The 13,874-nt window shown below is 69.3% G+C and carries 13 protein-coding genes; 4 read left to right on the top strand and 9 right to left on the bottom strand.

Annotated features, from left to right (window positions below; all coding sequences use genetic code 11):
- Positions 1-4: 4 nt before the first annotated feature.
- The 5 genes from ACYVOK_RS23775 to ACYVOK_RS23755 are packed head-to-tail and all read right to left on the bottom strand — an operon-like array spanning position 5 to position 4,931.
- Positions 5-817 (bottom strand): hypothetical protein, encoded by an 813-nt coding sequence (locus ACYVOK_RS23775; protein WP_460664721.1) that lies wholly within the window; start codon positions 815-817, stop codon positions 5-7.
- Positions 814-2,136: a glycosyltransferase gene (locus ACYVOK_RS23770; protein WP_460664720.1), complete on the bottom strand. Its 1,323-nt coding sequence runs from the start codon at positions 2,134-2,136 to the stop codon at positions 814-816. The genes ACYVOK_RS23775 and ACYVOK_RS23770 overlap by 4 nt, the downstream gene beginning before the upstream one ends.
- The gene (locus ACYVOK_RS23765) at positions 2,133-3,257 is read right to left on the bottom strand and encodes a glycosyltransferase family 4 protein (RefSeq protein WP_460664719.1); all 1,125 of its coding nucleotides are present in this window, start codon (positions 3,255-3,257) and stop codon (positions 2,133-2,135) included. The genes ACYVOK_RS23770 and ACYVOK_RS23765 overlap by 4 nt, the downstream gene beginning before the upstream one ends.
- 2 nt (positions 3,258-3,259) lie before the next feature.
- Entirely contained in the window at positions 3,260-4,048 is a 789-nt protein-coding gene (locus ACYVOK_RS23760; protein WP_460664718.1) for an ABC transporter ATP-binding protein, read from the bottom strand.
- A gap of 16 nt (positions 4,049-4,064) precedes the next feature.
- Entirely contained in the window at positions 4,065-4,931 is an 867-nt protein-coding gene (locus tag ACYVOK_RS23755) for an ABC transporter permease (protein ID WP_460664717.1), read from the bottom strand.
- A 1,222-nt stretch (positions 4,932-6,153) separates the two neighbouring features.
- Between ACYVOK_RS23755 and ACYVOK_RS23750 the strand changes: the two genes are divergently transcribed.
- Positions 6,154-7,143 carry a TrmB family transcriptional regulator gene (locus tag ACYVOK_RS23750; protein ID WP_460664716.1) on the top strand — a complete coding sequence of 330 codons (990 nt, stop codon included), beginning with the start codon at positions 6,154-6,156 and terminating at the stop codon, positions 7,141-7,143.
- 63 nt (positions 7,144-7,206) lie between these two features.
- Here the strand turns inward: ACYVOK_RS23750 and ACYVOK_RS23745 are convergent, their stop codons facing one another.
- Positions 7,207-8,316 carry an aspartate-semialdehyde dehydrogenase gene (locus ACYVOK_RS23745; protein ID WP_460664715.1) on the bottom strand — a complete coding sequence of 370 codons (1,110 nt, stop codon included), beginning with the start codon at positions 8,314-8,316 and terminating at the stop codon, positions 7,207-7,209.
- Positions 8,313-9,581 (bottom strand): aspartate kinase, encoded by a 1,269-nt coding sequence (locus ACYVOK_RS23740; protein ID WP_460664714.1) that lies wholly within the window; start codon positions 9,579-9,581, stop codon positions 8,313-8,315. Before ACYVOK_RS23740 ends, ACYVOK_RS23745 begins: the two co-directional genes overlap by 4 nt.
- Positions 9,582-9,822: 241 nt before the next feature.
- On the opposite strand from ACYVOK_RS23740, the gene ACYVOK_RS23735 reads away from it, so the two are divergent.
- The gene (locus ACYVOK_RS23735) at positions 9,823-10,143 is read left to right on the top strand and encodes an ArsR/SmtB family transcription factor (protein WP_460664713.1); all 321 of its coding nucleotides are present in this window, start codon (positions 9,823-9,825) and stop codon (positions 10,141-10,143) included.
- Positions 10,144-10,208: 65 nt separating this feature from the next.
- A complete protein-coding gene (locus tag ACYVOK_RS23730) occupies positions 10,209-10,832 on the top strand; it encodes a dihydrofolate reductase family protein (protein ID WP_460664712.1) in 624 nt (207 codons plus the stop codon).
- Here the strand turns inward: ACYVOK_RS23730 and ACYVOK_RS23725 are convergent.
- On the bottom strand, positions 10,718-11,926 hold the full coding sequence (locus ACYVOK_RS23725; RefSeq protein ID WP_460664711.1) for an MFS transporter: 1,209 nt from the start codon (positions 11,924-11,926) through the stop codon (positions 10,718-10,720). The two genes, ACYVOK_RS23730 and ACYVOK_RS23725, sit on opposite strands and share 115 nt — an antisense overlap.
- Before the next feature lie 79 nt (positions 11,927-12,005).
- On the opposite strand from ACYVOK_RS23725, the gene dinB reads away from it, so the two are divergent.
- Positions 12,006-13,205 carry a DNA polymerase IV gene (gene dinB, locus ACYVOK_RS23720; protein ID WP_460664710.1) on the top strand — a complete coding sequence of 400 codons (1,200 nt, stop codon included), beginning with the start codon at positions 12,006-12,008 and terminating at the stop codon, positions 13,203-13,205.
- A 13-nt stretch (positions 13,206-13,218) separates the two neighbouring features.
- Here dinB and ACYVOK_RS23715 read toward each other — a convergent pair whose 3' ends face one another.
- The gene (locus tag ACYVOK_RS23715) at positions 13,219-13,872 is read right to left on the bottom strand and encodes a hypothetical protein (RefSeq protein WP_460664709.1); all 654 of its coding nucleotides are present in this window, start codon (positions 13,870-13,872) and stop codon (positions 13,219-13,221) included.
- Between the last annotated feature and the right edge of the window lie 2 nt (positions 13,873-13,874).

Below are 13,874 nucleotides of genomic sequence, written 5' to 3'. Positions count from 1 at the left end.
CGAATCACCCATTACCTGCCGGTGCCTTCAGCATGTCCAGCTCGCGGCGGGCGGCCGGGATGCCGAGCACCACCGGGGTGCTCGCCTTCCGCTGGCCGAGGTTCCAGCCGGCCCAGATCGCACCGGCGTCCAGGGCGACGACGACGTCGGCCTGGTCGATCGTGCTCATCACGTCGCGGCGGCTGAGGATCCTCGCCCAGTAGGTCTTGCCGAGGTCCTTGCCGGCCCGGTTCCCGCGCAGGAACTTCACCGGCGCCGAAGTCTTCACTGCCTTCGGCACCACCCGCCCCGCAACCTTCCGAACCCGCCGATACCGCCACTGCAGAGCCTTCACTACCCGCTTCGCCCCCGTAGGCCGCGGCTTCGCCGCAGCAGCAGAGCCGGCGCCTGCGGCGCCGGCTGTGGAGGGAGCCGCCCCGGTGCTGGTAGCAGAGCTCTCGTCGCCAGCGGTCTTTTCCTCGACGGGACCGGCGGCGGCCTCTCCCGCCGCATCGGCGGGGACCTCAGCCGCAGCCGGCGCGACGTCGGCTTTGCCGACGACGGACTCCGGCTCGGCGACGGCTTCGGGGGCTATGACGGCGTCTGTGGAGTCGTCGGTCGGGGTGGTCTCGGCGGGCGGCTCCGGGATGGTGGGGGCGGCCGGCATGCGGCCGGGGCCGATGAGGGTGAAGGAGTTGACCTTGTCGGCCACCCAGCCGGCCGGGGCCACCCAGCCGACGACGTCCAGCGTCACATCGGGTTCGCCGAGGTCCTCGCGCACGGTGTCGAAGTACGCCGGGGGAAGCCGGCGGGTGCTCAGCAGTACGACCTTGCTCACGCCCGAACCCCCTTCACAGCCGCGGCGAGCGATTCGATCCGCGGATCGAGTTGCAGATCCCGCCGGAACGACGCCCCGAACTCCCGCGCCTTCGCCCGGATCCCTTCGTCGGCCGTCCGGGCCGCATGCGCCGCCTCGGTCAGCGCGGTCGCGATCGCCTCCGGTGTCACCTCCGACACGGGGAACCACAGCGGATGCCCGCGCAGTACGTCGGACGCCGCGTTCTCCGGGTCGTGCACGGACACGATCGGCAGCCCGGTCGCCAGGTACTCGAACACCTTGCCGCTGGTCACGTACCGGCCCTTGCCCAGCATCAGCAGCTGGACGTCGAACTCGTCGTACGCCTTGGCGATCTCGGCCTTGCCGACCGGACCCTCGTAGCTGACCCCGTCGTCCTTGGCGTTGTTGATCGTGGCGAGCATGTCGGCCCGCGGCTGGGCGTAGTACCCCAGGTAGCCGTGGATCCTGGCCCTCGCACCGGCGAGCTCCTCCGACGACGAGCGGGCGATCTGCCAGCCCTCGACGAACTCCGCCAGCGGCACCTTCGGCGACACCGTGCCGACGTACCCGAACACCAGCGGCCGGTCGGTGACCGGGCCGCGGTCGTCGGTGTCCGGCACCAGGTCCGGGTCGAAGCCGTTGGCGACGGTGTGCATCTTGCCGGCCTGGGCCGGGTAGAGCTTCTCGTGCCAGTCCTTGATCGGGTCGTTCACGAACCAGACCTCGTGCGCCGACTCGACCAGCTTCTTCTCCCACTTGGCCGCCCGGCTGTTCGGCTCGTGCAGCCGGTCACCGGTGAAGACGTCCAGCAGCCACGCGTCGCGGTAGTCCATCACGTACGGCACGCCGTGCTTCTTGTGCAGCCGGTACGCCGCGGTGAACGCGACGTGCGGGTTGGCGGTGGCGACCGTCAGGTCGACCTTGTGCGCCTGGTGGATCCGCTCGGCGGCCTTCTCGATGATCGGCCGCCACGGCCCGTACCCGGTCTCCGGGAACGGGATCTGGTCCTGCTTGGTCCGCCACTTGCTCCACAGCTTCGGGTTCGAAGCGCGGGTCTTGGACCACTTGCGCAGGTCGGCCTCGAGGATCGGCCACTCGAATGGCACCCGGACGACCTCGACCGACGGGTCGACCCGTTCCTCCAGGGTCGGGTCGGCACCGGTGAACCGGTGGAAGGTCTCGCGTTCGGCCGTCAGCACGGTCACCTTCCAGCCGAGCGCGGCGAACCGGTTGGCCGTGGCCAGGGCCCGGTAGACACCGCCGCCTCGGCAGGGCGGGAAGCCCCAGGCGACGTACAACATGTGTGGGCGGTCGGTCATGCCCGTCCTTTCGGAAAAGATGGGCCTCTTAGCAGGTCGAGAATCGCGTCGGCCAGTTCGTCGTACGGCGTGGTCGTGGGCAGGTGGTCGGCCGCCCACTGCAGCGCGTGGTCACGCAGTTTCTCCAGCTCACCGGGATCCGCGGACCAGCGCCGAAGGACATCGGCCGCCTCAGCCACCGAGTCCACCAGGACTCCGCCACCGGACTCCTCGATCACTCTGCTCTGCCGGGGCAGCCGGGTGGAGAGGACGGGAAGACCGCTGGCGAGGTACTCGTAGATCTTGGACGGCATCGCTTCCACGAACGCCGGGGTGGGCTGCAGCATGGCCAGGCTCGCCCAGGCGCCCCGGGTGAGACGCCACGCGTCGGCAGGTGGTTGGCGGCCGTGCAGCCTCACTCGGCCGGCCAGGTCGGGCCGCTCGATCCGGGCCTCGAGCTCGGCCCGGTCCGACGGTGCGACCGGGCCGATCAGGTCGAGTGACCAGCCCGTCGCCGCGGCGACGGTCTCGACCATGTCGAACAGGCCGCGGCTGGCCCGGAGGTCCCCGACGTACACGGCCCGCGGCGGTCCCGACGGCGGCGCCGGGGCCAGGAACGGCAGGTAGGGGAAGTTCTGCACGACCAGCCGGCGCTTCGCCTCGTGCGGGGCGAGATGCGAGTCGGCGACCACGGTCAGGTCGGCGCCGGCGGCGAGTTTCGAGCTGGCCCGGACGATCAGCCGGGCCGGCAGACCGGCCGGCCCCTTCGCCCAGGCCCGGTCGGCGAGCAGCCGGCCGTAGTCCTCGTGCACGTCGGCGACCATCTTGCGGCGGCGCACGGTGGTGACCAGGCGGGTGATCGGAATCATGTCCGGGTCGACCGTCATCACCACCTTCGCGCTGGTCCGCCACGGCAGCACCGCGGTCCGGGCCAGCCGCTGCACCAGGTTGCCGCGCGGACCGGCGTGCACGGTCGCACCGGCCGGCCCGCCCTCGGCCTCGCCGAGGCCCCAGAGCTCGACGCTGAGGTCCCGGTGCTGCAGGGCCGCGGTGATCTTGTGCAGGCGCGCGTCCGCCACGTCGTGACCGGTCGTGATGATCCCCACGTCCGGCGCCGCGCTGCGTGCCCCGGCATCGGACATGGTTACAGGTCCTCGAGGGAGACGGATTCCGCTTCGCCGACCTGGAGGAACTTGGTGTACGCCGCGATCACCTCGTCGGGCTCGCCGCGCATCATCACCTTGCCCTTGTGCAACCAGATGCAGTCGCTGCACAGCTCGCGCACACTGCTCATCGCGTGGCTGACCAGGAACATGGTCCGGCTGTTGGTGACCAGGTCCTTCATCTTGGCCGCGGCCTTGGTCTTGAACTTCGCGTCACCGGCGGACAGCGCCTCGTCGATCAGCAGGATGTCCGGGTCCATGTGGACGGCGACGGAGAACGCGAGCCGGCTGAACATGCCGGACGAGTACGTCCGCATCGGCATGTCGATGAAGTCCTCGAGCTCGGCGAATGCGGCGATCTCCTCGTACCGGGCCTGGATCTCCTTGCGGCTCAGGCCGGCCGCCAGGCCGCCGAGGACGACGTTCTCCCGGCCGGACAGGGCCGCGTTGAAACCGACGCCGAGGGACAGCAGGGTGGAGACCCGGCCGTGCACCTCGATCCGGCCGGAGGTCGGCGGCAGGATGCCGGCGATGGCGCGCATCAGCGTCGACTTGCCGGCGCCGTTCGCGCCGATGATGCCGATGGTGGTGCCGTGGTCGACGTCGAAGGACACGTTCTGCACGGCCTTGACCTCGCGGATGGCCCGCTCGCCGCGGCCGAACCGGACGATCGCGCTCTTGAGCGTCGGGACCCGCTCGAACGTGGTCCGGTAGGTGATGGACACGTCCTGGACCTTGACGGCGGGGACGCCGGGCTGGGTCTTCTGCATCGGCTTCTTCTCTGCCTCAGAGACGGACAACGAACTCACGCTCCCTCGACATGAAGAACAGGCCGCCGATCAGGGCCGCGGCGAGCGCCCAGGCCGTCGCACCGATCCAGATCTCCGGCTTCGGGATCGTGCCGCGGACCAGCAGGTCGGTCCAGCCACCGAGCAGGGAGTAGAGCGGGTTGAACTGGATGAAGGCCTGGAACTTCTTCGGCGCGTCCTCGGCGAACCACAGCACCGGCGACAGGTACAGCCAGATCCGGACGAAGTACGGCAGGAAGCTGGTCGTGTCGCGGAAGTACACCTGCAGCGCGGCGAAGATCATCGCCATCCCGGCGCCGAAGATCGTCAGCAGGAACAGGAAGACCGGGGCCAGCAGCATCTGCCACTTCAGTGGCTGCCGCATGATCAGGTGGATCGCACCGTAGACGACCAGCGTCGGCAGGAAGCGGAAGAACGCCGTCCGCAGCGCCGACAGCGGCAGCAGCATCCGCGGGAACGACATGTTCATCAGCAGCTTGCCGCCGCCGACGACACTCGACGCTCCGGTCGTCATCGCACCCGAGAAGTAGTAGAAGGCGAACAGGCCCGCACACAGGTGGACGAACCGCTCCGCCGCGTCGTCCCGTGCGCCGGCGCCACTGAGGATGTCGACCAGGACGTAGTAGACGCCGGCCAGCAGCAGCGGGTTCAGCACCAGCCAGATCTGGCCGAAGAAGGTGTTGGTGTTGGCCGCCCGGATGCCGGTCCGGGACATCTCGGCCGCGAACTCCCGCCGCTGCCACAGCGCCTTGAAGTAGGGACGCAACGGCGGCAGGCCGACCTTGTGTGGCTCGTACACGTGCACCGACGGGTTGAACTCCTCGTCGACGCTAGTCGCGTTCATTCAGGCGACGCCTCTCTTTGCCCGGTGTCCGACTGGGGCTCGGCGGCTGCCGCCCGGTACGACGGCGGGCCACGCAGACCGGGAAGCAGAGTAGCGGATCGGCGTCAATGCCGACGACACAGTGGTCCTCCATAGTGAGCAACGACGTACAGACGGCTACCAAACGTCGCGCCCGGCCCTGTGGGTCGCCCTTCGCCGATCGTTATCTGGAATATACATTTGACAGCCTTCGACGGCCAAAACGCCTTCCACAGCACGAAAACTCCGGCGGTTTCATGCTCATGACAGCAGCGTGCGAACAACAGCGATCAAGGTCAAATCGCGGTCAATTCAGTGGTACGACGTCCGCCGTACCGGCGAAGTTCGCACGGCCGGGGCGTGATGCGTCACACCGGGACGGTGGCCGGCTGCGGTGACCGGTGGGGCCCCAGGGGGTGCTTCCTGGCCGGGGCGAGCCGGGCGGAGGACGTCAGGTCCCCGCTCCCCATGGACAGCCTCACCATCCACGGAGCTCCGCTCGGCACCTCCCGGGGCCCAGGCCGCGTCCTGGCGGACGCGACCCGCACCGGCGATCCGGGCGCCGGTCCGCCGTGGGCGGACGCGGACCGGGCATGCGCCGGATCGGCGGGCACGATGACCAGGGCGGCGGTCATCGCACCGAGGGCCTGTCCGCACAATCCCCGCGAACTCCGCGCGGAGCGTGCGGGGGCAGGCCCGAGGCCGGTGACGGAAGACAGCCGCTCCGCGGGGCGGACGTAGTACGACGGAGCGCTGGGAACGGCGCCGAGGCGAGCGGTGGGGTGGTGCGCAACCGGTCGCATCGGACTCTCCTCCTCATCGGCCTCACGATGGAGATGCACAGTTTGTACACCCTCAGGCACAGTCGGTGATGGCACTAACGTGCGAGGGCACCGATGCGCCGGGATCGAGACCCAACCGAAACGGGCTCCGCTGACGTGGCAACGAACTCGGGCCAGAATTGGAACAGCAGCCCGGCGGCGCTCAGGTGGTCCGTCGCCGGGCTGCTGGACCTCAATTCTCGCTCACAACCGCGCGGAAATGGTGGCCGGATGGTGACACGGCACAAGAATGCTGACAGGACAACAAATATTGCCGAGTGCATTCACGACGCCACGGACAGTGCATACTGCGCTGGAACGGCCGTCCTACCCTGGAGGGGCGGTAGCAGACGGTGACCGCACTCGGAAGGGAGGGGACGATTGTGAGCAGCACCGACACGGAGCGTGCCGCCCATCTGCGCGTGCTCGGGCTCAACGACGACGAGATCAAGGTCTACCAGCACCTGCTGCGGACCGGCCCGTCGTCGATCACCGAACTGGACGAGGCGGTCCCCGACCTCGAGGCCACCATCGACGCGACCCTCGGCGGGCTGGTGCAGGCCGGCCTGGCCCGGCGGTCCGGGTCCGACCACTCCCGGTTCCTGCCGGTGCCGCCGGACGCCGGCCTGGAGGCGATGACCCTGCGCCGCGAGTCCGAGCTGAAACAGGCCCGGATCGAGGTGCTGAACGCGTACGACGAGTTCCGCCGGACCGTGCACAACGAGTCGACCACGCACCTGATCGAGGTCGTCACCGGCAACGCCATCGTCGAGCGGATCCGCCAGATCAAGGGCGGAGCGCAGCGCGAGATCCTGGCCATCGACTCCCCGCCGTACTACATCGGCGGTCCGAACCAGGAGGAGATCGACCACCTCAAGCGCGGCGTGTCGTACCGGGTGGTGTACTCGCCCGAGTCGGTCGAGGTGCCGGGCTACCTGACCGAGAACATCCTGCCGTGTGTGGAGGCCGGTGAGCAGGCCCGGGTGCTGCCCGACGTCCCGGCGAAGCTGACCATCATCGACGGCTCGATCGCGTTCGTGTCGATGTCGGTGCGCGACACCGACGTGAACCGGTCGCTGCTGATCATCCGGCCGAGCAGCCTGCTGACCGCGCTGATCGGCATGTTCGAGCTGTGCTGGCGCAACGCGCTGCCGCTGCACGCCTCGGTCGGCACCGAGGACGATCGGCTCGAGCCGATCGAGCGCCGCCTGCTGGCCCTGCTCGCGACCGGCGCGGCGGACGACACCATCGCGCGGACGCTCGGCATCAGCCGCCGTACCTTCTTCCGCTACCTCGAGCGCCTGATGAACCGCACCGGCGCCAGCACCCGGTTCCAACTCGCCCTGCACGCGGCCCGGGAGAACTGGCTGTAGCTCAGTTGCCCAAGACAACGAAGGGCTCCCGGCAGACGCCGGGAGCCCTTTGTTTCAAGGCTTTCAGGATGCCGCCGCGGCGGCGAACTCCTTCGCCACGACCTCGGCGATCTGCGCGGTGTTCAGCGCGGCGCCCTTGCGCAGGTTGTCACCGCAGACGAACAGCTCGAGCGCGTTCGGCTCGTCCAGCGACTTGCGGATCCGGCCGACCCAGGTCGGGTCGGTGCCGACCACGTCGGCCGGGGTCGGGAACTCGCCCTCGGCCGGGTTGTCGAACAGCAGCACGCCGGGCGCGTCCCGCAGTACCTCGCGGGCTTCGTCGGCGTCCACTTCCTGGGTGAACCGGGCGTGCACCGACAGCGAGTGGGTGGTGATCACCGGCACCCGGACGCAGGTCGCGGACACCTTCAGGTCGGGCAGGCCGAGGATCTTGCGCGACTCGTTGCGCACCTTCAGCTCCTCCGACGACCAGCCGTCGTCCTTCAGCGAGCCGGCCCACGGTACGACGTTCAGCGCCAGCGGAGCCGGGAACGGCCCGAGCGCGTTGCCGATCACCCGCCGTACGTCGCCCGGCGTGGTGCCGAGGTCGCGGTTGCCGGCGACCTTCATCAGCTGGTCGTAGAGCGCGTCGATGCCTTCCTGACCGGCTCCGGAGGCGGCCTGGTACGACGCCACCACCAGCTGCTCGAGCTCGTAGCGGTGGTGCAGCGCACCCATCGCCACGATCATCGACAGCGTCGTGCAGTTCGGGTTCGCGATGATGCCCTTCGGCCGGTTCCGGGCCGCCTCGGCGTTCACCTCGGGCACCACCAGCGGGACGTCCGGGTCCATCCGGAAGGCGCCGGAGTTGTCCACCACCACGGCGCCCTTGGCGGCCGCGACCGGCGCCCAGTGCGCCGACACCTCGTCCGGTACGTCGAACATCGCCACGTCGATGCCGTCGAAGGCGTCCTCGCTGATCGCGACGACCTCGACTTCCTCGCCGCGGACCTTGAGCCGTTTGCCCGCGGAGCGCTCGGACGCGATCAGCCGGATCTCTCCCCAGACGTTCTCCCGGGTCGAGAGCAGGGCCAGCATCACCGTCCCGACGGCGCCGGTCGCCCCGACCACCGCCAGCGAGGGCAGGCCCGTCCGATCCTCGATCGTGTTCTCCACAGCGCTCACAGGTGTCACCGTCCAGTTCCTCCGTACACGACAGCTTGGGTGTGCTCGTCGTCCAGGTCGAATGCGGTGTGCGCCGCGGTCACGGCGGCGTCCACCAGGTTCTCGTCCACGACCACCGAGATCCGGATCTCCGAGGTGGAGATCATCTCGATGTTCACGCCGGCGTCGGCGAGCGCGGAGAAGAATTTCGCGGACACGCCCGGGTGCGAGCGCATTCCGACACCGACCACCGAGACCTTGCCGATCTGGTCGTCGTACAGCAGTTGCTCGTAGCCGATCTCGTCCTTCATCCGGGCCAGCGCGGACATCGCCCGGGCGCCGTCGGCGCGGGGCAGCGTGAAGGAGATGTCGGTGCGGTTGGTGGCGACCGCCGACACGTTCTGCACGATCATGTCGATGTTGGTCTCGGCGCCGGCGACCGTCTCGAAGATCCGGGCCGCCTCACCGGGCTTGTCCGGCACGCCGACCACGGTGATCTTGGCCTCACTGCGGTCGTGGGCCACGCCGGAGATGATCGCCTGTTCCATCTGATTCAGTTCCTTCGCATCGACGACCCAGGTGCCTTCCTTCTGCGAGAAGGAGGAGCGCACATGGACGGGGACGTTGTAGCGCCGCGCGTACTCCACGCAGCGCAGGTGCAGCACCTTGGCGCCGCAGGCGGCCATCTCGAGCATCTCCTCGTAGGAGATCTTCGGAATCTGCCGCGCGGCCGGCACGATCCGCGGGTCCGCGGTGAAGATGCCGTCCACGTCGGTGTAGATCTCGCAGTAGTCCGCCTTCAGCGCAGCGGCCAGCGCGACCGCCGTGGTGTCGGACGCGCCGCGGCCCATCGTGGTGATGTCCTTGGTGTCCTGGGCGACGCCCTGGAACCCGGCCACGATCGCGATGTGGCCCTCGCCCAGCGCCTCCTCGATCCGGCCCGGCGTGATGTCGATGATCCGCGCGTTGCCGTGCGCGGAGGTGGTGATCACCCCGGCCTGTGAGCCGGTGAACGAGCGCGCCTCGTACCCGAGGTTCGCGATCGCCATCGCCAGCAGGGCCGCCGAGATCCGCTCACCCGAGGTGAGCAGCATGTCCAGCTCCCGCGGCGGCGGCAACGGGGAGACCTGCTGAGCCAGGTCCATCAGTTCGTCGGTGGTGTCGCCCATGGCGGAAATGACGACCACCACGTCGTTCCCGGCCTTCTTCGTCGCGACGATCCGTTGGGCCACACGCTTGATGCAATCGGCATCGGCGACCGAAGAACCGCCGTACTTGTGCACGACGCGTCCCACAGGTGTGTCTCCTCAAACCACTGGTTGCGGTACGCCGTGCGGCGTTGCACCAGGCGTAGTCTCGGGCCTCATTCTAGCCGTGACTGTTTCGTTGCCTACCCGTTGACCAGCAGCCGAACCGGCTGTCCGGCCGATCCGCGGCCTGCGCGGAGGTTCCGCGGCCGGGACCGGCGCCCGCCGGAAACCGTCCGGCCGACGCGGACCCTTGTTCATATAAGTCATCACTGAAATACTGCGGTCCGTGCATGCGTTCGACATCCTCGGCGACCCGGTCCGGCGCCGGATCCTGGAGCTGCTGGCCGACGGCGAACTGCCGGCCGGCAGCATCGCCGCGACGATCCGGGCCGAGTTCGGCATCAGCCAGCCGGCCGTCTCCCAGCACCTCAAGGTACTGCGCGACAACGGCTTCGCCACCGTCACCGTCGACGGCACCCGCCGGCTGTACGCCGTCGACCCCGGTCCGCTGCGCGAGATCGACGGCTGGCTGGACCGCTACCGCAAGTTCTGGGTCAACCGGCTGGACGCACTGGAGACAGAGATCCACCGCGGCCGCCGGAAATAGCGGCCGGAGAACAAACCGGGCGGACCGTGCATCTGGGTTGGTAAGCAGACCCAGAGGAGCAGTGAATGCGCAACATCGTCGCCAGGCTGTGCATGTCGCAGGACGGCATCGTGGACCGGCCGGAGTACTGGCTGCCCGAGTCGAGCCTGGCCGGCGTGCTCGACGAGTTGGTGACCGGGACGGAGACGGTGCTGCTCGGACGGACCACGTTCGAGCAGTACGCCGCTTCCGTGGCCCCGCACGACGATGCCGCCGTACCGCTGGATCGTGCTCGCAAGCTCGTGATCGCGTCCAGGCCGGTGATCGCGCGACCGCGGACCGAGGTCCTGCAGGGAGATCCGCACCGGGTGTTGCGGGCGCTCAAGCACGTGCCCGGTGCCGACCTCCACGTGGTCGGCAGCGTGAAGCTGGTCCGGTCGCTGCTGCGGTGGCGGCTGATCGACGAGCTGTCGCTGGTCGTACATCCGGTCCAGGCCGGCTTCGGCTCGCCGCTGTTCCCGGACCGGCGTGGACTGCGGCTGATCTCGATGTGCGCGGGCGGTAACGGCGTCCTCGAGGCGAACTACCGGATCGACTACGCCGCGGCCGCGACCTCCTCGAGGTCGGCATCGGCCGGCCGGTGGGGTGGGACGTGGAGCACCGACAGTGTCGCCACCAGCGCGAGCACGGCCATCAGGACCCACGCGTAGCGGACCCCGAAGACCTCGACCACCGCACCGGCGACCGCGGACCCGACCGCGGAGCCGATCATCCCGCCGCTCAGCATCCAGCCGAAGATCTCGGTCTGGGCCGAAGCCGGCGTCAGTACGCCCAGCCGCTCGTAGATCGCGCCGATCGTCGGCGCGATCAGGCAGCCGGCGGCGAACAGCATCAGCGCCAGCGCGACCACGGACGAGGTGGCGAAGACGCAACCGGTGACCAGCACCGTCAACGCCAGCATCCGCCGCCAGACGTACGAATCGCGCCGGCCGGGCAGGGCGCCGCCGACGAGACCGCCGATCAGGCTGCCGAGCGCCGCCACGGTCTCCAGTACGCCGGCGATCAGCCGGTTGCCGTGCTCGTCGGCGAACGCGACGATGCCGAGCGACATCGACGCGAACCCGGTGACCATGCAGGCGAACGCGACCAGCAGCCCCAGCCGGTGGCGATGGAACACCAACTGCCGCGCGGTCGGCCGCGGCTCGTCGGACTCCTGGTGTGAGGTGCCCGGCCGCTGCTTGAGGCCGAACCACCAGATGGCCGCCGCAGCGGTGACCGCACACGCCAGCAGACCGGCTCGCGGACTGGCGAAGCTCACCGCCACTGCACCCAGCATCGGGCCGACGACGAACAGCAGTTCCTGGGCGGTCGCGTCCAGCGCGTAGATCGCCCGCAGCCGCGCACCCTGGACCAGCCGAGGCCAACTCGCCCGCAACGCCGAGGTGACCGGGGCGACGAACATCCCGGCCAGCGCAGCCGCGAACGGCATCGCCCGGTACCAACTGTCGGGCAGCAGCGCGACCACGGCCATCAGGACGCCCCACGCCATACCTGTGCCGATCAGGACCCCGCGCGCCCCCTTGCGGTCGGCTCGGCGCGCCCAGACCACGCTGGCGATCGCCGTACCGACGGAGTAGGCACCGGCCACGACGCCGGCCCAACCGAAGTTGCCGGCGGCATCCTTGGCCAGGAATGCCAGCGGCACCATCGTCGCCATCACCGGCATCCGCGCGATCAAGGCCGAGGCCAGCAGCGCCATCACGCCATGCGTCTTCCAGAGATCGCGGTACGCCGTCAGGTCCATGGACCGCATTCTGTCCTGACAAACCGGTTCGCGCGTCGGGAATTCTCCCTATCCGGACGCTGCGCGAGTATGCGAACATATGTTCGTGTCGAACGGTACGGCGAGCATCCTGCATGCCGACCTGGACGCGTTCTACGCGTCGGTCGAGCAGCGGGACGACCCGCGCCTGCGCGGCCGGCCGGTCATCGTCGGCGCCGGCGTGGTGCTGGCCTGCAGCTACGAGGCCAAGGCGTACGGCGTCCGGACCGCGATGAACGGTGGACAGGCACTCCGCCGCTGCCCCGGCGCGATCGTGGTCGAGCCCCGGATGTCGGCGTACTCGGAAGCCAGCAAGGCGGTCTTCGAGGTCTTCCAGAACACCACACCACTGGTGGAGGGACTGTCGATCGACGAGGCGTTCCTCGACGTGGGCGGGCTGGGGAAGATCGCCGGGACGCCGGTGGAGATCGCTCGACGGTTGCGAGCCGAGGTGATGTCACAGGTCGGGTTGCCGATCACGGTCGGGGTGGCGCGGACGAAGTTCCTGGCCAAGGTGGCCAGTGGGGTCGCGAAACCGAACGGTCTGCTGGAGGTGCCGCCGGACCGCGAGCTGGAGTTCCTGCATCCGCTCGACGTCGAGCGGCTCTGGGGTGTGGGTGAGGTGACCGCGGAGAAGCTGCGGAACCGCGGGCTCACCAAGGTCGGCGACGTCGCGATGCTGCCCGAGGCCGCGTTGGTGGCGATGCTCGGGCGGGCGTCCGGGCGGCACCTGCACGCGCTGGCGCACAACCGGGATCCGCGGCCGATCGAGGTGGGCCGGCGGCGCCGGTCGATCGGGTCGCAGCGCGCGCTGGGGCGTTCGCCGAAGTCGCCGGACACCCTGGACGCCGTGCTGGCCGGGCTGGTCGATCGGGTCACGCGGCGGATGCGGACGGCGGGACGCGCCGGGCGGACGGTCACGTTGCGGCTGCGGTTCGACGACTTCAGCCGGGCGACCCGGTCCCACACGTTGCCCCAGGCAACGGATCAGACGCGGGCGATCCTGGTCACCGCGCGATCGCTGCTGGCCGCGGCGCGGCCGATGATCGCCTCCCAGGGGATCACCATGATCGGGATCTCGGTCGGCAACCTGGAGAACGAGGCCGCCCTGCAACTGGCCCTGCCGTTCGACAAGGCGTCGAACGACGAACTCGACAGCGCGATGGACAAGGTCAAGGACAGGTTCGGCACCAACGCGATCACCCGCGGCATCCTGCTCGGCCGCGACCAAGGCCTGACGGTCCCCATGCTGCCGGATTAGCTGTGGCGAGCTGTCAGGAGCGCGGGTAGCCGATCTCGGCGATGCCTTCGGCGAGATCCGGTAGGCGGCGCACACGGTTGAGCGACGTCACGACGTACTCCGTGAGCGGCATCAGCGCGTAGACGTGCCGGATCGGCTCGAGCTCGAGGGCGACCTCGTAGTAGTCCTCGGCGAACGTCAGGTACGCCTCCGGCCGGCCGTCCGCGACCACCTCGAAGAGCCGATCGGCGCCGTCCTTGTCGACGCCTTCGACCGGACCACACCGCCATTCGGTGTCGGCCGTCGTACGCCAGAACGCCACCGTCGCCCGCGGCGACCCCATCGGGTCCCAGAACGCCTTGTCGTCCCGCGCGTGATGGAACACCTCGGGCACACCGTCGATCAGTCCCGGCCACGGGCGCATGTCGTTCACGTACGGCGACATCGGCGACTCGTGGTCGAACCCGTACGCGAACGCACCGTCGGCGGAGAACACGATCGAGTACTCGTTCCCCATCCCGTCCCGCATCAACGCGGTCTCCTCGGTCTCCGACCACCGTGCGTCGAACGAGAAGCAGTTCGTGTACCCGTTGTCGTTCAGGATCAGATCGAGAACGGCGAGCGCGCGACTGACCCGCTTCACGGTCTGCACGTCGGGCATCCGGCGGATCACGTCGAAAACTGACACCG

Source organism: Kribbella swartbergensis (assembly GCF_054784135.1).
The sequence above is the reverse complement of the archived record's forward strand: the minus strand, read 5'-3'. Positions and strand labels throughout refer to the sequence as shown.

What these genes read in the sequence shown, in the direction of transcription:
- ACYVOK_RS23770 (WP_460664720.1), bottom strand. Translation starts at nt 2,136, where the DNA reads ATGACCGACCGCCCACACATGTTGTACGTCGCCTGGGGCTTCCCGCCC.
- ACYVOK_RS23765 (WP_460664719.1), bottom strand. Translation starts at nt 3,257, where the DNA reads ATGTCCGATGCCGGGGCACGCAGCGCGGCGCCGGACGTGGGGATCATC.
- ACYVOK_RS23760 (WP_460664718.1), bottom strand. Translation starts at nt 4,048, where the DNA reads ATGCAGAAGACCCAGCCCGGCGTCCCCGCCGTCAAGGTCCAGGACGTG.
- ACYVOK_RS23755 (WP_460664717.1), bottom strand. Translation starts at nt 4,931, where the DNA reads ATGAACGCGACTAGCGTCGACGAGGAGTTCAACCCGTCGGTGCACGTG.
- ACYVOK_RS23730 (WP_460664712.1), top strand. Translation starts at nt 10,209, where the DNA reads ATGCGCAACATCGTCGCCAGGCTGTGCATGTCGCAGGACGGCATCGTG.
- ACYVOK_RS23725 (WP_460664711.1), bottom strand. Translation starts at nt 11,926, where the DNA reads ATGGACCTGACGGCGTACCGCGATCTCTGGAAGACGCATGGCGTGATG.
- dinB (WP_460664710.1), top strand. Translation starts at nt 12,006, where the DNA reads ATGTTCGTGTCGAACGGTACGGCGAGCATCCTGCATGCCGACCTGGAC.